Origin of the sequence: Terrabacter sp. 2TAF16, from assembly GCF_052115065.1 — a bacterium.
GTDB lineage: Bacteria > Actinomycetota > Actinomycetes > Actinomycetales > Dermatophilaceae > Terrabacter.
The window spans coordinates 105,227-121,617 of sequence record NZ_JBFRFZ010000011.1; the positions used below are offsets into that span (position 1 = coordinate 105,227).

Consider the following 16,391-nt stretch of genomic DNA (forward strand, 5'->3'; position numbering starts at 1 on the left):
ACCCGTGTCCGCGGTGGGCCGAGGGTCGCGTTCGTGCATCCGCCCGTGACGGGCCTCCCTTGTCACTCCGCGGTGGACTGACTCCCCGCCCCAGGTGCCGGCAAGCCACCGCGATCGGCCGGTGGCGGCGAGCGACGTCACCAGGGGCTGGGCTCGTAGTCCTTGACGAAGCAGCCGTAGAGGTCCTCGCCGGCCTCGCCGCGCACGATCGGGTCGAAGACGCGGGCGGCGCCGTCGACGAGGTCGAGCGGGGCGTGCCAGCCCTCGGCGGCGATGCGCAGCTTCTCGTCGTGCGGGCGCTCGTCGGTGATCCAGCCGGTGTCGACGGCCGTCATGAGGATGCGGTCGGTCTCGAACATCTCGCCCGCGCTCGTGCGGGTCATCATGTTGAGCGCAGCCTTGGCCATGTTCGTGTGCGGGTGGCCCGGCCCCTTGTAGCGGCGGGAGAACTGGCCCTCCATGGCGGACACGTTGACGACGTACGCCCTGCGCGCGCCACCCGCGACCGCGGCCCGCATCGCCGGCCGCAGACGCGAGACGAGGATGAAGGGCGCCGTCGAGTTGCACAGCTGCACCTCGAGCAGCTCGAGCGGGTCGACCTCCTCGACCTTCTGCGTCCACGAGTTGGTGCGCTGGAGGTCGGGCAGCAGACCGCCGGCGTCGACGGCGGTGCCGGCCCGGTGCGCCTCGAGGCTCGCGTGCCCGGCGGTCAGGGCCAGAGCTGTCATCGACGCGGCCGTCTGGGCCGCGATCGCGTGCTCGACCGACTCGCCGTCGTGGTGGGCGATCGCGTGGGTGCCGAGTGCCCCGGCGATCGAGGCCGGGTGCGCTTCGCTGATCCGGTCGAAGGTCACCATCTCGGGCAGGGCCACGCCGTCGGGCAGCGGAGCCGACTCGAGCTCGACGAGGTTGCTGTAGGCGCCGGGGGAGCGGCGCACGGTCTGGGCGGCGTTGTTGATGAGGATGTCGAGCGGGCCGGCCGCGCTGACCTCGTCGGTCAGGGCCACGACCTGGGTGGGGTCGCGCAGGTCGATGCCGACGATCTTGAGCCGGTGGATCCAGTCGGCCGAGTCCTCCATGGCGGAGAAGCGGCGCATCGCGTCCTTGGGAAAACGCGTCGTGATCGTCGTGTGGGCGCCGTCGCGCAGCAGGCGAAGCGCGATGTACATCCCGATCTTCGCGCGGCCCCCGGTGAGCAGGGCACGCTTGCCCGTGAGGTCGGTGCGCTGGTCACGCTTCGCGTGCGAGCGAGCCGCGCAGTCCGGGCAGAGCCAGTGGTAGAACGCGTCGACGAGCGTGTAGTCGGTCTTGCAGATGTAGCACCCGCGCGGGTTGACGAGCTCACCGGCGAAGGCGCCGGTTGCGTTGGAGACCAAGGGGATTCCCTTGGTCTCGTCGTCGATCCGCATCGGCGATCCGGTGGCCGTCGACTCGATGACCTGCCGGTCGGCCTTGCGCTCGGCCCACGTCTTCGCGTTGCGCCGGTCCTTCTTGAGCCGCTTGTACATCAGCGAAGCGGCCCGCTTCAGGGTCTCGAAGTCCGGGTCGTCGATCTCGAGCGAGGGCGCCAGGGCCAGCACACGCACCGCGGTCGCGACGTCCTCGGGGTCGAGGTGCACGACGGCAGCGGGGTCCAGCTCGTTCTCGGTCTCACTCACCGCGCAAGGGTACGCGGGGAGCTCGCTCCGCCCCCAATCCACGGTCCCGGCCCGGCCCGGAGACAGAGTATGCCGCCGGGCCGGCGACCGTCCGAGCCACCGGGAGGGTGGTGGGGACGGGCGCGAGCCCGACGGCATACGAGACCGGGGAGGGTGGCCTCGCCCGGGTCACGTCCAGCGTGTCGTCACCCTGTCCGTGACCCGGCGCGAAGTGGAGGGGTCAGTTCGAGCTGGCCGGCTTGACCGCGAGCGTCACGGGGACGTCCTGGCGGGCGCCGCCCCGGATGACCGTGAGCGTGGTCTTGTCGCCGGCCGTCATCTCGCGGATCTGGGCGACGAGGGCCGTCGCGGAGTCGATGCGCTGACCGTCGACGGCGATGATGACGTCGCCGTTCTTGATGCCGGCGTTCGCGGCGGGCGTCCCGCCGTTGACGGCTACGACCTGGGCGCCGGCACGCTTGGCGCTGCCGTCGGAGACCACCGTGTCGCGGGTGCTGACCCCGAGGAACGCGTGCTGGGCCTTGCCGCTCTTGATGAGCTGGTCGGCGATCGACTTGGCCTCCTTGACGGGGATGGCGAAGCCGATGCCGATGTTGCCGCTCTGGCTGCCGCTCGAGCTCTGGCCCAGCGACGCGATCGAGCTGTTGATGCCGATGAGCTCGCCCTTGGCGTTGACGAGCGCGCCACCGGAGTTGCCCGGGTTGATCGCGGCCGACGTCTGGATGGCGTTCGTCACGACCTCGTCGCCGGACGTCTGCTGCTGACCGAGGGGCGACTCGCTCGCCGTCCCGGTGCTGACCGGACGGTTGAGCGCCGACACGATGCCCGTGGTGACGGTGCCCGACAGGCCGAGCGGGTTGCCGACTGCCATCGCCGGGTCGCCGACCTTGAGGGCCTCGGAGTCCCCGAGGGTGATCGGGGTCAGGTCGCTCGGTCCGTTGGTCAGCGTGATGACGGCGAGGTCGGTCGAGGGGTCCGTGCCGACGATGGTCGCGCCGTAGGTGCGCCCGTCGTTCAGCGTCACGGTGATGGCGCCGTTGCCGGTCGCGTCGCCGACGACGTGGTTGTTGGTGAGGATGTGGCCGCTCTTGTCGAAGACGACGCCGGAGCCGGCCCCCGACCCCTGCTGGGTCGTGACGTTGATGCTGACGACGCTCGGCGTCACGGCGGCGGAGACCGCGGTCCAGTCGGGAGCGGTGGCGTTGCCCTGCACGACCGTCGGCGAGGAGCCCTGGTTCTGGTTCGTCGTCGACGTGGTGGACGTCGTCGCCGCGGCGGTGCCCTGGTCGCCGAGCTGTGTGGCGGCATACGTGCCACCGCTCGCGAGGACGGCCGCGAGCAGCGCGACGCCGATGGTCTGGCCGACGCGGCTCTCGCGCTTGGGCGCCGGACGGCTGCCCTCACCCAGGGGCGGCATCGGCGGGGCCGGCGGCGCGGGTGGTGCGGACTGGCTGTAGTAGCTGCCCTGCGGGATCTGCTGGGTGTGGTCCTCAGGTGCCAGGGTCATGGCTCCTCCTCGCTCTGGTCTGTTGTCTCCATGACATCGACCCAGCTTTGGATGACGTTGTGGTGTTCCTAGGAATCCGCTGTGCCTTGGGTGGCCCGGTGGTGACGTGGCTCACGTTGGGTGGGGGCGACCGGCAGTGCGACGACGACGGTGGCCCCGCCACCCGGGGTCTCGTCGACCCGGACCGTGCCGCCGTGGGCCTCGATGATCGCGTGGACGATGGCCAGCCCGAGCCCGTTGCCACCGCCCTGGCCACGGCTGCGGCTGCGGTCGGCGCGGTAGAAACGCTCAAAGACGTCGGCGCGGGCGTCGACGGGTATGCCGGGTCCGTGGTCGCGCACGTGGAGGGCGACGTGCTGGGCGTCGACCCGTCCGACGAGGATCTCGATGGGGGTGCCGTCGGGCGTGTGCACACGCGCGTTGGTCACGAGGTTGGTCACGACCTGCCGCAGCTGGTGCTCGTCGGCCCGCAGCTCCGTCGGCTCGATCGGTCCGTTGATGCCGGTCGCGACGATGTGCCGGCCCGGCGCGATGGTGCGCGCGTCCTGGGCCGCGTCGGCCGCGAGGACGGCGAGGTCGACGGTCTGCAGCTCGAGGGGGCGCTCGCCGTCGAGGCGCGCGAGGGTGAGCAGGTCCTCGACGAGCCCGCTCATCCGGTGCGCCTCGGACTCGATGCGCCCCATGGCGCCGGTCACGGCGTCGGTCGTGGGCAGGGCACCCTGTCGGTAGAGCTCGGCGTAGCCGCCGACGGCTGCGAGCGGCGTGCGCAGCTCGTGGGAGGCGTCGGCGATGAAGCGGCGCATCTTCTCCTCGTTGGCCTCGCGCACCGCGAAGCTCTGCTCGATCCGGGCGAGCATCGCGTTGAGGGACCGGGAGAGCGACGCGACCTCGTCGTCGGTGTCGGGCACGTCGACGCGCTGGGTCAGGTCGCCCACGGCGATCTGGGCGGCGGTGTCCTCGATGCGCGTCAGCGGCCGGAAGGTGCGTCGGATGAGGTACCAACCGACCAGCGCCGTCAGCAGGAGGGCGAACGCGCCGATGCCGGTCGCGAAGAAGAGGAACCGGTTGACCGTGCTGTCGAGGGGACGCAAGGGCAGGGCGAAGACGTAGATGTCGGTGCCGGCCTGGTCGACCTGCGCGAGCGCGATCCACTGCCCGTCGCCCCCGACCGAGCCGACCTGGAAGGTCGCCGCATCGGTGACGCGCGGGTCGTTGGCGCGCAGTGCCGGGATGTCGGCCTGGTCGGGTTCGGTGACAGCCTCGCCGAGGGAGCGGGACTTGCCGGTGTCGAGGTCGATCGTGCGAAGCGTGAACCCGGACGGCAGCCGAGGCTGGGTCTCGCTGAGCTCGGCCGCCTCGAAGGAGGCAACGCTCGCGGCATAGACGTGCAGCTCCTGCTCGGCCTGGTTGAGCAGGTAGACGCGCAGCAGGGCACTGATGACGAGTGCGGTCACCGTGAGGGCTGCCGCGACGAGGCCCAGAGTCACCCCGAGCAGGCGCCAACGCAGCGGCATGGCCCGCAGGCGCCGGGTCAGCGAGCGTTCGCGCAGCGCGGCGCTGGGGACGGTCGCGTCGGCCGCCGGGGCGGTCAGGTCGGCCATCCGGTCAGGAAACGGTCAGTTCTGGGGGCACCCGGAGAACGTAACCCACACCGCGCTTGGTGTGGATGAGAGAGGGGCCGTCGGCATCGATCTTGCGCCGGAGGTAGGAGATGTAGGACTCGACGATGCCGGACTCGCCGCGGAAGTCGTAGTCCCAGACGTGGTCGAGGATCTGCAGCTTGGAGAGCACCCGGTTGGGGTTGAGCAGCAGGTAGCGCAGCAGCTTGAACTCGGTGGGGGACAGGTCGATGATGCGGCCACCGCGGCGCACCTCGTGGCTGTCCTCGTTGAGCTCGAGGTCGTGGAAGCGGAGCGTGGCGCCGTCGTCGGCCTGCCCGCGGGTGCGGCGCAGGACCGCCCGGATGCGGGCGATGACCTCTTCGAGGCTGAACGGCTTGGTGACGTAGTCGTCCCCGCCCACGGTGAGGCCCTGGATCTTGTCGCCAGTCGCGTCGCGAGCGGTGACGAAGACGATCGGCTGCTGTCGGCCGCGGTCGCGCAGGCGACGGGTCACCTCGAAGCCGTCAACGTCGGGGAGCATGACGTCGAGCACGACGAGGTCGGGCTCGGACTCGGCGGCCATGGCGAGGGCGGTCGTGCCGTCACCGGCCGTCTCGACCTCGAAGCCGGCGAAGCGGAGTGAGGTCGCGAGGAGCTCGCGGATGTTCGGCTCGTCCTCGACGACGAGCAGGCGAGCCTCGGGTGCCGCAGCTGTCTGGGTGTCCACGGTCCCAGTGTCAGGGTGTTCGCTGGGAGTTCGCTGGGAACGACGGAACCGGTCGCGGCGCCCGCTCAGCGCCCGGAACGGGACCGGCCGACCGCGAGTCAGCGCTTGCGAGCCTTGGCCAGAGCCTTCTTGAAGTCCTTGCCGCACATCGAGGCGCAGTCCTGCGCGCCCAGTCGCTTGATCACCACGGGGCACCTCGTGCACCGCGGGCTGTCCTTGCAGCACGTGGACTTCGGCTTGAGCTTCGCCACGTCCTTGGCCTTGAGCTTGCCCACGCCGTCGATGGTAAGTAGGCATGGCGCGTCTGACCTCAGTGAGTCGCCGGCTGGGACGGTCGGCCGCGCTCAGAGGTCGTCGGCGTCGACGATGCGGTACGCGTACCCCTGCTCGGCCAGGAAGCGCTGTCGGTGCGCGGCGAAGTCGGCGTCGACGGTGTCGCGGCTGACGATCGTGTAGAAGTGCGCGGTGCGGCCGTCACCCTTGGGGCGCAGGACGCGTCCGAGGCGCTGGGCCTCCTCCTGGCGCGAGCCGAAGGTGCCGCTGATCTGGATCGCGACGCTCGCCTCGGGCAGGTCGATGGAGAAGTTGGCGACCTTGCTGACGACGAGGGTCGTGATCTCGCCGGTGCGGAAGGCGTCGTAGAGGCGCTGGCGCTCCTTGACCGTCGTCTCTCCGGTGATGACCTCGGCGCCGAGCCGCTCGGCCACCTCGTGGAGCTGGTCGAGGTACTGCCCGATGACGAGCGTCGGCTCGCCGGCGTGCTGCTTGGCCAGCGTCTCGACGACCGGGAGCTTGGCGTCGGAGCACGACGCGAGGCGGTAGCGGTCCTCGGGCTCGCTCACGGCATACGCGAGGCGTTGGCCCTCGGGCAGCGTGACGCGCACCTCCACGCAGTCGGCGGGAGCGATGTAGCCCTGGGCCTCGATGTCCTTCCACGGCGCGTCGAAGCGCTTCGGGCCGATGAGGCTGAACACGTCGGCCTCGCGGCCGTCCTCGCGCACGAGGGTCGCGGTGAGGCCGAGGCGGCGGCGCGCCTGGAGGTCGGCGGTCATCCGGAAGATCGGGGCCGGCAGCAGGTGCACCTCGTCGTAGACGATGAGGCCCCAGTCGCGGGCGTCGAGCAGGTCGAGGTGCGCGTAGGCACCCTTCCGCTTCGTCGTCAGCACCTGGTAGGTCGCGATCGTGACCGGGCGGATCTCCTTGCGCGCACCGGAGTACTCGCCGATCTCCTCCTCGGTCAGGGTCGTGCGTTTGATGAGCTCGTCCTTCCACTGCCGCGCGCTGACCGTGTTGGTGACGAGGATGAGGGTCGTCGCCTTGGCCGCGGCCATGGCGCCCGCGCCGACGAGCGTCTTGCCGGCGCCGCAGGGGAGGACGACGACGCCGGAGCCACCGTGCCAGAAGCCGTCGACGGCGTGTTGCTGGTAGGGGCGCAGGTGCCAGTCGGCCTGGTCGAGGTCGATGGGATGGGCCTCACCGTCGACGTAGCCGGCGAGGTCCTCGGCGGGCCAGCCGACCTTGAGCAGCTCCTGCTTGAGGGTGCCGCGCTCGCTCGGGTGCACGACGACGGCGAGGTCGTCGAGGCGCTCGCCGGTCAGCGGCTTGATCTTCTTGTGCCGCAGCACCTCCTCGAGGACGGGCCGGTCGGTCGTGCGCAGCACGAGCCGGGTGCCCTCGGGGCTGTCGGCGAGACCCTCCTTGGTGAGGGTGAGGCGGCCGTAGCGATCCATCGTGTCGGCCACGTCGACGAGCAGCGCGTTGGGGACGGCATACCGGCTGTGGGTGATGAGGGCGTCGACGACCTGCTCGGCGTCGTGGCCGGCCGCGCGGGCGTTCCACAGGCCGAGCGGCGTGATGCGGTAGGTGTGCACGTGCTCCGGGGCACGCTCGAGCTCGGCGAACGGGGCGATGGCGCGGCGTGCGGCCTCGGCGTTCGGGTGGTCGACCTCGAGGAGGAGGGTCTTGTCGCTCTGGACGATCAGGGGTCCGTCATTCATCGTGTGGGGACAACTCCGAGCGTGGGTCGAGGTATTCCGTCGGGGCCCCCGTGAGCCGATACCTCGGCCCGGGCGCGGGGCGTGCTGGTGACAGTATGGGCGCATGCGATCCCCACAGGTCGAGGCGGCGACGGGGCTGCCCACGAAGGTGACGATCTACGAGGTCGGTCCGCGCGACGGCCTGCAGAACGAGAAGACCATCGTCCCGGCCGAGACGAAGGTCGAGTTCATCCGCCGTCTCGAGGCCGCCGGGCTCGGCACCATCGAGACGACCTCGTTCGTCCCGGCGAGGTGGGTGCCGCAGATGGGTGACGCCGAGGAGGTGCTCGCCGGCCTCGGCGCCGACGGGCTCGGGCGTCGCCGTCCGGCCCTCGTGCCCAACGAGCGAGGCCTCGACCGCGCCGAGGAGCTCGGGCTCGGTGCGATCGCGATCTTCGGCTCGGCCACCGAGACCTTCGCGCAGAAGAACCTCAACCGGTCGGTGAGCGAGCAGTACGCCATGTTCGAGCCGGTCGTGAAGCGTGCCCTCGCCGACGGGATGTGGGTGCGCGCCTACGTCTCGATGTGCTTCGGCGACCCGTGGGAGGGTCCGGTGCCGATCGAGCAGGTCGTCGACACGGCCGAGCGGCTCATGGACCTCGGCTGCCACGAGCTGAGCCTCGGCGACACCATCGGCGTCGGCACGACGGGCCACGTCCACCGGCTCCTCGAGGCCCTCGCCGCCCACGGCATCGGCACCGACCGTGTGGCCGTGCACTTCCACGACACCTACGGTCAGGCGCTCGCCAACACGGTGGCCGCCCTGCGCGACGGCGTCTCGGTCGTCGACGCGGCCGCGGGCGGGCTGGGCGGCTGCCCCTACGCGAAGTCCGCGACCGGCAACCTCGCCACCGAGGACCTCGTCTGGGCCCTGCACGGCGCGGGCGTCGCGACCGGGGTCGACCTCGATGCGCTCGTCGAGACGTCGGTGTGGATGGCGCAGCAGCTCGGCCGCCCGTCGCCGAGCAACGTCGTGCGCGCCCTCGCCGGCGCCTGACCCACCCACGCGTCAGCCGGAGGGCTGGTCCTTGGTGAGGTGGAGCAGCCAGTCGCGCTCGGTCCGGATCAGGGCGTAGCGGCGTGACCCGGTCTGCCCGTGGAGCACGAAGACGATCCGGTGGTCGTCGCGCGACTCCTCCTCCCACCAGCCGGTGTCGGCGACCGACTTGTGCTCGTCGGTGTAGGTCAGGTGGTCGAGGTCGTGGTCGTCGACCGCGACGGCCAGGCGGTCGTGCCGGCTCGTCGTCGGCAGGCCCTTGGGCACCGCCCACGAGCGCAGGACGCCGTCCTCCTCGAGCCGCAGGTCGAAGTGCGGCCGCGGCTTCCGGTGGTCGTGGAGCACGTATGCCGGCCGGTGACCCCCGCGGACGTCGTTGCCTGCCAAGGCTGCTCAGCTCTCGAGCGTCGCGCCGGTGATGCGGTGGACCGAGAACGACTTCTCATGGCCGGACTCGTCGGTGGCTCGGACGCGGCCGCCCTCGACCTTCTGCGGGTGGATGAGGTGGCGGCTCGTGGCTCCGTGACCGTCGGAGTAGCCGATCCAGACGCCGTGCCGGTCAGCGACGGCGTCACGCAGCAGCGAGAGGGTCACGACGGGGTCCATCGCCTGGATGCGCGGTCCGGGTCGGGTCTCGTCCTCGACGCGGCGCTGGTCGGCGGTCGCCTCGGCCGCGCGCAGCCCGTCGACGAGCGACTGGGTGTAGGGCCGGTCGACCGGGGAGACCATCGGGCCGGGACCGCGGCGGCGTGAACCCGCCCGTCGGCGAGGTGTCTCGGCGTGGACGACGGCGCCGTCCTGCCCCTCGTGGACGGGGGCGAAACCGTTGTCGCGCAAGAGGTCGACGAGGACGCGCGGGTCCGCCGACGAGACGAGGACCGTCGGCGCAAGCCGCCGCAGCCGGAGAGGCGTGAGGTCGCGCGACGCGAGCATCGTGTCCAGCACGGCCTCGTCGTCGGACCGGATGTAGGCCGCCGCCCCGCCGATCCGGGTCTGGCCGTGCTTGCGCGCGACGTCGGCGACGAGGTACTCGAGCGGCTGCGGCACCGGGGTGCGGCTCGACCGGCGCACCGTCTCGGTGAAGTCGGCCGCGGTCCACCCGGCGTCGAGCGCGCGGCGCACCGACTCGGGGGTGAAGCGGTAGACGGTGGCGCCGCCGCGGGACTCGACGTCGGCGGCGAGGCGCATGAACGACCCGAGGCCGCCGACGAGCGGTCCGGGGGCGACGGCGGTGAGGTCGGCCTGGACGAGGATGTGGTCGACGGGTGAGGGCAGGTGCGCCGACATCGCCGCGGCGACGGTCTCGGCCACGGCTCCCGGCTCGGCCGACGTCTGCCCGTTCGAGGTGATGTCGGCAGCGCTGCCGCTCGCGCGATCACCTCGACCGCGGGCGGGGCGCCTGCCGTTCGAGGTGTTCGCGACACCCGCCTTGCTCGCGCCATCACCTCGAAGCGGGGGTGCGGGCGGGGGGAGGAGCGGGGCGACGAGCGCACGGCCGGCCTCGGACAGGGCGCCGCGACCGGTCACGCCGAGCCACTCGCTCTCGCGCAGCACCGCCTCGACGGCCTCGTCGAGCACGGCGGCGGACCGGTTCGGCCGGCGCCACGCCAGGCGCTCGCGCAGCGAGGTGTGGTCGGCAGCGTGGCCCGGCTCGAGGGACGCCAGCTCACGCAGCACCTCGCGGCGGATCGCACGGATCGCCGGCCACTGCACGTCGGGGCCGAGGGCGTTGGCGGGACCGGTGCCCGTGCTGCGCCGACCGACGAGGTGTGGTGCTCGGGTCGACCCGAGCCAGGCCACGGCCAGCGTCGCCCACCGGTGCCCGGCCTCGCTCGAGCTCCACTCGTCGATCTCCGATGTGGGCGCCCACACCGGCACGACCTCGCCGTCGTCGGCGACGAGGCCGGCGGCATACGCCAGCTCGACGACGAAGGCGGTGTGCTCGGGGTCGAGGTCGAGCGCCATCTGGGTGACGCGGAGGTCCCGCACCGACAGGCCGCCGGCGCGCAGCACCCGGGGTGGCTCAGCGCCCCACGTCGCGGCCAGCTCGTCGAGGTGGGTCAGGCACTCGCTCGCGGCACCGCCGGCAGCTGCGTCGACGAGCGAGACGGGTCGGGCCTCGATGTCGGGCGGCGTCAGCTCGGCCGACCGGTGCAGGCGGCCTTGCCGCAGCACGAGCCCGACCTCGCGGGGGAGCGCGACGCGGTCGGTCGAGACGGGGACGAGCAGGTGGTGCTCGAGCAGCCACCGGGCCGTCGTGCGTCCGGGCGTGGCCGTGGGCAGCACGCCGAATGCCGGCCCCCACGTCATCCGCTCGAGCATCGCCCGCGAGTCGTCGGGCGCCTCGGCAATGGCGGCCCGGATGTGGTCGGGGTCGGCGTGCTCGGGGAGCGACGAGGGCCGCAGCTCACGCATGGGCGCGCCGAGCCCGGCGACCGCCGTGCCGAGGACCTCGGGCACGGTGCGCACGACGTGGTCGCCGTCGGCGCCCCGCCAGAGCAGCGCCGCGCGCCAGAGGTCCTGCACGATCGCGTCGACGGTCGTGGCGTCGTCGGTGCCGAGCAGGTGAAGCAGTGTGCTCCGTTCGGCGGCGTCGCCCGCGACGACGACGGCCTCGAGCACCTGGAGGTGGCCCCGATCGAGCGCCTCGACGGCCCGTTGCACGCTGGCGCGGGTGCCGGCACGGGCGGCGAGGCTCGTCAGGTCGGCCGGCGCGGGGCGCGCGAGATCCGGGCGCGCGAGCACGAGGTCGATGAGCTCTGCGTCGCTGCGACCGCGGATGTCGTCGGCGAGGCTCCGGCTCGAGGTGGCCATCCTCCCAACCTACTGCCCGCACGCCGTGCCTCCGACTCGCGCCGGGGACGCGCCCGCTAGCGTTGCCCCCATGAGCGCGCTCTCACCGGCGACACCCGCCGAGCCCGCCCCGGCGCACCCGACCGGGCAGCAGTGGACCATCGGGCACGGCCCGTTCGAGGCGACCGTCGTCGAGGTCGGGGGCGGCCTGCGCACGTTCACCCGTGACGGCGTCGACGTCGTCGCGGGTTACGCCGCCGACGAGACCTGCGCGTCCGGCCGTGGGCAACAGCTCATGCCCTGGCCCAACCGGATCCGCGACGGGCGCTTCACGTTCGCTGGCACCGAGCACCAGCTGTCGGTCACCGAGGTCGCCCGCGGCAACGCGAGCCACGGACTCGTGCGCTGGGCCCTGTGGGAGCTCGTCGAGCTCGAGGACGACCGCGTCACCGTCGGCTACCGCCTGCACCCGCAGCCGGGGTGGGACCACTTCCTCGACCTGCGCACCACCTACCTGCTCGACGACTCGGGCCTCGTCGTGACGACGGCCGCCCGCAACGTCGGTCCGTCGGAGGCGCCCTTCGGCTACGGCGCCCACCCCTACCTCGCCATCGGCGAGACCCTGCTGCCCGACGTCGAGCTGCGCATCCCGGGGTCGACGTGGGTCGAGGTCGACGAACGGCTGCTCCCCGCCGCGAACCGTCCGGTCGACGGCGAGCCGTACGACTTCCGCGATCGCCGCCCCGTCGGCGAGGCGCGCCTCGACACCGCCTACACCGACGTCCTGCGCGACCCCGACGGCATGTGGCGCGCCACGGTGTCGGCCGCCGACCGCACGACGACGCTCTGGGCCGATGCCGCCTTCCCGTGGCTGCAGGTCTTCACCGCTATCGCCGAGGACCGCAAGGGCGAGGTCGGCATCGCCGTCGAGCCGATGAGCTGCCCGGCCGACGCCTTCAACTCCGGGCACGGACTCGTCGTGCTCGCCCCGGGCGAGGAGTGGACCGGCACGTGGGGCATCTCCCAGACCTGACCCGGTCAGCCCGACCGTCCACGTGACACCTCAGCGGCCGAGCAGCACGTCCGACGTCTGCTCGAGGGCCTGGCGTGCGTAGCCGAGCCACATCCGGCCGACGAGCGGCAGGACGCGGGCGGCATACGTGCTCGTCGGGTGCATGGTCCAGCTCCACGTCACCCGCACGCCCGTGCCCTCTGGCGCGAAGGCCCAGCGGCCGTCGACGTGTGAGACGAGCGGCTTGAACGCCCCGGTGAAGTCGGTGAGCACGTAGTCGAAGCGCTCGGGTCGCACGACCTCGGTCAGGCGCTCGCGCATCGTCCCGCCGTCGGCCAGGGCGATGGTCCGGGTCTGCCCGACCTCGCCCCACGGACCGGTCTGGTCGCGCACCTCGCGGATCGGCGGCAGCAGCCCGTAGCGCCGCGACATGAGGTCGGTCAGCGGGTGGGGGAGCAGGCGGTCGTAGGCGTCGGCGACCTCGACGGGCAGGGCGCGGGACGACTCGAGGTGCAGGGGCGTGGGCATGCCCCAGCGTAGGTCGGCCGGCCGGCCGGTCGGTGCCTCGGCACCTGCGCGGCGCGGAATCCGGCTTGCCCCGAGCCGTTAGGCTGGAGCGGAGCGCAAGGAGCGCCATCGAGTCGTGCCGTGACACGGCCGACCGAGATCTGAACGAGGTGGACTGTGCCGACTGGCAAGGTCAGGTTCTACGACGCGGACAAGGGCTTCGGATTCATCTCCGAGGACTCGGGCGCGGACGTCTTCCTGCACGCGAACGCGCTCCCCGCGGGCGTCACGACCCTGAAGAAGGGCGTGCGTGTCGAGTTCGGCATCGTCGAGGGCCGCAAGGGTGCCCAGGCGCTGTCGGTCACGGTGCTCGACCCGGTCCAGTCCGTCGCCGCCAACAAGACCGCACAGACCCGCAGGACGCCGGAGGAGCTCACCGTCATCATCGAGGACGTCGTGCAGCTCCTCGACGGCGTCGGCAACGGCTACCGCTCCGGACGCCGTCCCGACCGCAAGCTCGCCTCCAACGTCGCTCGCGCCCTGCGTGGCCTCGCGGACGAGCTGGAGAAGTGAGCTGATGACCGTCACCGCCCCCAAGACGGACGCCGTGCTGCTGGCCGCGTCCGACCTCGCCCGCAGCGTCCTCGAGGACGTCGCCGAGCCTGGAACCATCGGCGCGCACCTCGGCATGGACCTGCTCGAGGAGCGCCTCGGCATGCACTGGTTCGAGTGCACGTCGCCGGGCTACCGCGGCTGGCGCTGGGGCGTCAGTGTCGCCCGGGTGTCGCGCGCCAAGGTGGCGACGGTCTGCGAGACCAACCTGCTGCCCGGTCCCGACGCCGTCCTCGCCCCCGAGTGGCTGCCGTATGCCGACCGGCTGGCTCCCGGAGACCTCGGCGCCGGCGACGTGCTGCCCTTCCGCCCCGACGACCCCAACCTCGAGGCCGGCTTCGAGGCCACGGGCGAGGAGGACGTCGACCAGATGGCCTTCTTCGAGCTCGGGCTCGGACGTCCGCGCGTGCTCTCCGCCGAGGGGCGGGAGGTCGCGGCGAGCCGCTGGTATGAGGGCGACCACGGCCCGACCGCCGAGATCGCGACGAAGGCCACCGAGCACTGCACGACGTGCGGCTACTTCCTGCCGATGGCCGGCGCCCTGCGCGCGACGTTCGGGGTGTGCGCCAACGAGTGGAGCCCGTCCGACGGCCGGGTCGTCTCGCTCGACCACGGCTGCGGGGCCCACTCCGAGACCGACCTGGACCACCCCGAGCCGACGCCGATCGGGGAGCCGATCGTCGACGAGTTCGCGGTCGACCTCGAGCCGGCCGAGCGCGTCGAGCGGGACGACGAGGACCAGGCCGACCGGTCCGATCAGGCTGAGGACGAGTCGAGCCAGGACGATTCCGAGCAGGCCGGGCGGCCTGCCGACGAGCAGGCTCCGGCCGAGGAGTCGCACGGCTCGGACGACCCCGTCACCGACTGACCGCGCCCGCGCACGGACGAACCACCCGGCATACCCGGGTGGTTCGTGCGTTTCCCGGGGCGGTGGGTGAGGTGGTGGGGCTGGCGGTGGGGCGGTTCAGGCGGCGTCGCTCGCGTTGCCGCGACCGCGCCACACGTAGACCCAGCCGATCGCGCCGAGCACGAAGCCGGCCACGCACGTCCACGGCCACCAGTCGCGGTCACCCTCGTGGAGGGCGGGCACGGCGAGGATGACGACGAGGGCCACGACCCACGCCGCGAGCCCGACCTCGATGATCCGCAGCATCGGCACGGGCAGCGGCGCGATCTGCTCCGGCGTCGTCGGCTCGGACGCGTCGGTCGGCACGTCGGCCGGCACGTCGGGGGTGGTCTCGTCGGTCACGTGGACAGCCTAGGGTCTCGTCACACACACGAAACGCGCCGCCACTAGGGTGTGCGCCATGTCGACGGATACACGCAAAGCGCCCACACTGACCGGGCTCGACGGCTTCTTCAAGATCACCGAGCGCGGGTCGACCGTCGCTCGCGAGGTCCGGGGCGGCTTCGTCACCTTCTTCACGATGGTCTACATCGTGGTCCTCAACCCCATCATCCTCTCGGGCGTCGTCGACGGCTCGGGCACCATGATCGGTGGTACGACCGACCTGACCGAGAGCAAGCTCCTCGTCGCGGTCGGCACGGCGGTCATCGCCGGCGTCATGTCGATCCTCATGGGGCTGGTCGCGAACTTCCCGATCGCGCTCGCTGCGGGGCTCGGCATCAACGGCCTCATCACCGGCATGGTCATCACCCACTCGGCCGACAAGATCACCTTCGCCGACCTCATGGGCCTCGTCGTCATCGAGGGCGTCATCATCCTCGTGCTCGTGCTGACCGGCTTCCGCAAGGCGGTCTTCAAAGCGATCCCGGGACCGCTCAAGGTCGCGATCTCCGTCGGCATCGGCCTCTTCATCGCCTACATCGGCGTCATCGACGCGGGCTTCGCGCGCCGTCCCACGACCCCCGGATCGGTCCCGAGCGAGCTCGGCATCGGCGGTAGCCTCGACGGCTGGCCGACCCTCGTCTTCGTCGTCGGCGTCTTCCTCATCGCGGTCCTGCTCATCCGCAAGGTCAAGGGCGCGATCCTCATCGGCATCGTCGCGGCGACCGTCCTCGCGATGCTGCTCGAGGCGATCTTCAGCATCGGCCCGCGGGTCTTCGACGACAAGGGCGCCCTGACCAACCCGTCGGCGTGGGCCCTCACCGTGCCGAAGCTGCCCGACTCGATCACCAACACCCCGGACCTCGGGATCCTCGGCCAGTTCAGCCTGCTCGGCTCGTTCGAGAAGATCGGCGTCGTCACGGCCGTCATGTTCGTCTTCTCGCTCCTGCTCGCCGACTTCTTCGACACGATGGGCACCGTCGTCGCGATCGGCACCGAGGCCAAGCTCCTCGACGAGGACGGCAACCCGCCGCACACCGACCGCATCCTCGTCGTCGACTCGGTCGCCGCGATCGCGGGTGGCGCCGGTGGCGTCAGCAGCAACACGTCCTACATCGAGTCCGCGTCCGGCGTGGAGGAGGGTGCCCGCACCGGCCTCGCGTCGGTCGTGACCGGCGTGCTCTTCCTGCTCGCGACCTTCCTCGCTCCGCTCTTCGCCGTCGTGCCGTCCGAGGCGGCGGCCCCGGCGCTCGTCATCGTCGGCTTCCTCATGATGACCCAGGTCAAGAACATCGACTGGGACGACATGGAGGTCGCCCTGCCGGCCTTCCTCACCATCGTGCTCATGCCGTTCACCTACAACATCACCGTCGGCATCGGCGCCGGCTTCATCGCCTGGGTGCTCGTCAAGATGGCTCGTGGCAAGCGCCGCGAGATCCACCCGCTGCTGTGGATCGTCGCCGCCTTCTTCGTCGTCTACTTCATCAAGGCGCCACTGGAGTCGATGCTCACCTGAGTGACGCTGCCGCACAAGGCGGTTCGCTCCACACCACACCAGAGCACGTATGCCGTGAAGGCCTCCTCCCGCTCGGGAGGGGGCCTTCACGCGTCGGGCCTGTGGATCTGTGCGTGCCCGTTCTGTCCAGGGTTGGG

The 16,391-nt window shown here is 71.8% G+C and carries 15 protein-coding genes; 5 read left to right on the forward strand and 10 right to left on the reverse strand.

Translation table 11 applies throughout. From position 1 onward, the window contains the following. Positions 1 to 137: 137 nt before the first annotated feature. The 6 genes from AB4Z14_RS17055 to AB4Z14_RS17080 form a co-directional block, all read right to left on the reverse strand. The gene (locus AB4Z14_RS17055; RefSeq protein ID WP_442276236.1) at positions 138 to 1,658 is read right to left on the reverse strand and encodes an SDR family NAD(P)-dependent oxidoreductase; all 1,521 of its coding nucleotides are present in this window, start codon (positions 1,656 to 1,658) and stop codon (positions 138 to 140) included. Positions 1,659 to 1,878: 220 nt separating this feature from the next. Further along, a complete protein-coding gene (locus AB4Z14_RS17060; RefSeq protein ID WP_442276237.1) occupies positions 1,879 to 3,165 on the reverse strand; it encodes a S1C family serine protease in 1,287 nt (428 codons plus the stop codon). Between the two features lie 68 nt (positions 3,166 to 3,233). After that, a complete protein-coding gene (locus AB4Z14_RS17065; protein ID WP_442276238.1) occupies positions 3,234 to 4,766 on the reverse strand; it encodes an ATP-binding protein in 1,533 nt (510 codons plus the stop codon). A 4-nt stretch (positions 4,767 to 4,770) separates the two neighbouring features. Beyond that, a complete protein-coding gene (locus AB4Z14_RS17070; RefSeq protein ID WP_442276239.1) occupies positions 4,771 to 5,493 on the reverse strand; it encodes a response regulator transcription factor in 723 nt (240 codons plus the stop codon). Between the two features lie 98 nt (positions 5,494 to 5,591). Then, positions 5,592 to 5,768, reverse strand: coding sequence for a hypothetical protein (locus AB4Z14_RS17075; protein WP_442276240.1), 177 nt, complete (start codon positions 5,766 to 5,768; stop codon positions 5,592 to 5,594). A gap of 69 nt (positions 5,769 to 5,837) precedes the next feature. Next, positions 5,838 to 7,490, reverse strand: a complete 1,653-nt coding sequence (locus AB4Z14_RS17080; RefSeq protein ID WP_442276241.1) for a DNA repair helicase XPB — start codon at positions 7,488 to 7,490, stop codon at positions 5,838 to 5,840. 103 nt (positions 7,491 to 7,593) lie between these two features. Between AB4Z14_RS17080 and AB4Z14_RS17085 the strand changes: the two genes are divergently transcribed. After that, positions 7,594 to 8,526 carry a hydroxymethylglutaryl-CoA lyase gene (locus AB4Z14_RS17085; RefSeq protein WP_442276242.1) on the forward strand — a complete coding sequence of 311 codons (933 nt, stop codon included), beginning with the start codon at positions 7,594 to 7,596 and terminating at the stop codon, positions 8,524 to 8,526. A gap of 12 nt (positions 8,527 to 8,538) precedes the next feature. Here the strand turns inward: AB4Z14_RS17085 and AB4Z14_RS17090 are convergent, their stop codons facing one another. Continuing rightward, positions 8,539 to 8,913 (reverse strand): DNA polymerase ligase N-terminal domain-containing protein, encoded by a 375-nt coding sequence (locus AB4Z14_RS17090; protein ID WP_442276243.1) that lies wholly within the window; start codon positions 8,911 to 8,913, stop codon positions 8,539 to 8,541. Positions 8,914 to 8,919: 6 nt separating this feature from the next. Beyond that, positions 8,920 to 11,340, reverse strand: a complete 2,421-nt coding sequence (locus AB4Z14_RS17095; protein ID WP_442276244.1) for a helicase-associated domain-containing protein — start codon at positions 11,338 to 11,340, stop codon at positions 8,920 to 8,922. A 70-nt stretch (positions 11,341 to 11,410) separates the two neighbouring features. On the opposite strand from AB4Z14_RS17095, the gene AB4Z14_RS17100 reads away from it, so the two are divergent. Continuing rightward, positions 11,411 to 12,352 (forward strand): aldose 1-epimerase family protein, encoded by a 942-nt coding sequence (locus AB4Z14_RS17100; protein WP_442276245.1) that lies wholly within the window; start codon positions 11,411 to 11,413, stop codon positions 12,350 to 12,352. Between the two features lie 30 nt (positions 12,353 to 12,382). Here AB4Z14_RS17100 and AB4Z14_RS17105 read toward each other — a convergent pair whose 3' ends face one another. After that, entirely contained in the window at positions 12,383 to 12,859 is a 477-nt protein-coding gene (locus tag AB4Z14_RS17105; RefSeq protein WP_442276246.1) for an SRPBCC family protein, read from the reverse strand. 156 nt (positions 12,860 to 13,015) lie between these two features. On the opposite strand from AB4Z14_RS17105, the gene AB4Z14_RS17110 reads away from it, so the two are divergent. Beyond that, complete coding sequence (locus AB4Z14_RS17110) at positions 13,016 to 13,411, forward strand: cold-shock protein (RefSeq protein WP_442276247.1); 396 nt, start codon at positions 13,016 to 13,018, stop codon at positions 13,409 to 13,411. A gap of 4 nt (positions 13,412 to 13,415) precedes the next feature. Continuing rightward, positions 13,416 to 14,318, forward strand: coding sequence for a DUF3027 domain-containing protein (locus AB4Z14_RS17115; protein WP_442276248.1), 903 nt, complete (start codon positions 13,416 to 13,418; stop codon positions 14,316 to 14,318). A gap of 96 nt (positions 14,319 to 14,414) precedes the next feature. On the opposite strand, the gene AB4Z14_RS17120 is transcribed toward AB4Z14_RS17115, so the two are convergent. Beyond that, positions 14,415 to 14,699 (reverse strand): DUF2530 domain-containing protein, encoded by a 285-nt coding sequence (locus AB4Z14_RS17120; protein WP_442276249.1) that lies wholly within the window; start codon positions 14,697 to 14,699, stop codon positions 14,415 to 14,417. A gap of 58 nt (positions 14,700 to 14,757) precedes the next feature. On the opposite strand from AB4Z14_RS17120, the gene AB4Z14_RS17125 reads away from it, so the two are divergent. Further along, positions 14,758 to 16,254 carry an NCS2 family permease gene (locus AB4Z14_RS17125; RefSeq protein ID WP_442276250.1) on the forward strand — a complete coding sequence of 499 codons (1,497 nt, stop codon included), beginning with the start codon at positions 14,758 to 14,760 and terminating at the stop codon, positions 16,252 to 16,254. Positions 16,255 to 16,391: the final 137 nt, after the last annotated feature.

What these genes read in the sequence shown, in the direction of transcription:
- AB4Z14_RS17105 (WP_442276246.1), bottom strand. Translation starts at nt 12,859, where the DNA reads ATGCCCACGCCCCTGCACCTCGAGTCGTCCCGCGCCCTGCCCGTCGAG.
- AB4Z14_RS17125 (WP_442276250.1), top strand. Translation starts at nt 14,758, where the DNA reads ATGTCGACGGATACACGCAAAGCGCCCACACTGACCGGGCTCGACGGC.
- AB4Z14_RS17085 (WP_442276242.1), top strand. Translation starts at nt 7,594, where the DNA reads ATGCGATCCCCACAGGTCGAGGCGGCGACGGGGCTGCCCACGAAGGTG.
- AB4Z14_RS17095 (WP_442276244.1), bottom strand. Translation starts at nt 11,340, where the DNA reads ATGGCCACCTCGAGCCGGAGCCTCGCCGACGACATCCGCGGTCGCAGC.
- AB4Z14_RS17100 (WP_442276245.1), top strand. Translation starts at nt 11,411, where the DNA reads ATGAGCGCGCTCTCACCGGCGACACCCGCCGAGCCCGCCCCGGCGCAC.
- AB4Z14_RS17080 (WP_442276241.1), bottom strand. Translation starts at nt 7,490, where the DNA reads ATGAATGACGGACCCCTGATCGTCCAGAGCGACAAGACCCTCCTCCTC.
- AB4Z14_RS17115 (WP_442276248.1), top strand. Translation starts at nt 13,416, where the DNA reads ATGACCGTCACCGCCCCCAAGACGGACGCCGTGCTGCTGGCCGCGTCC.
- AB4Z14_RS17065 (WP_442276238.1), bottom strand. Translation starts at nt 4,766, where the DNA reads ATGGCCGACCTGACCGCCCCGGCGGCCGACGCGACCGTCCCCAGCGCC.
- AB4Z14_RS17060 (WP_442276237.1), bottom strand. Translation starts at nt 3,165, where the DNA reads ATGACCCTGGCACCTGAGGACCACACCCAGCAGATCCCGCAGGGCAGC.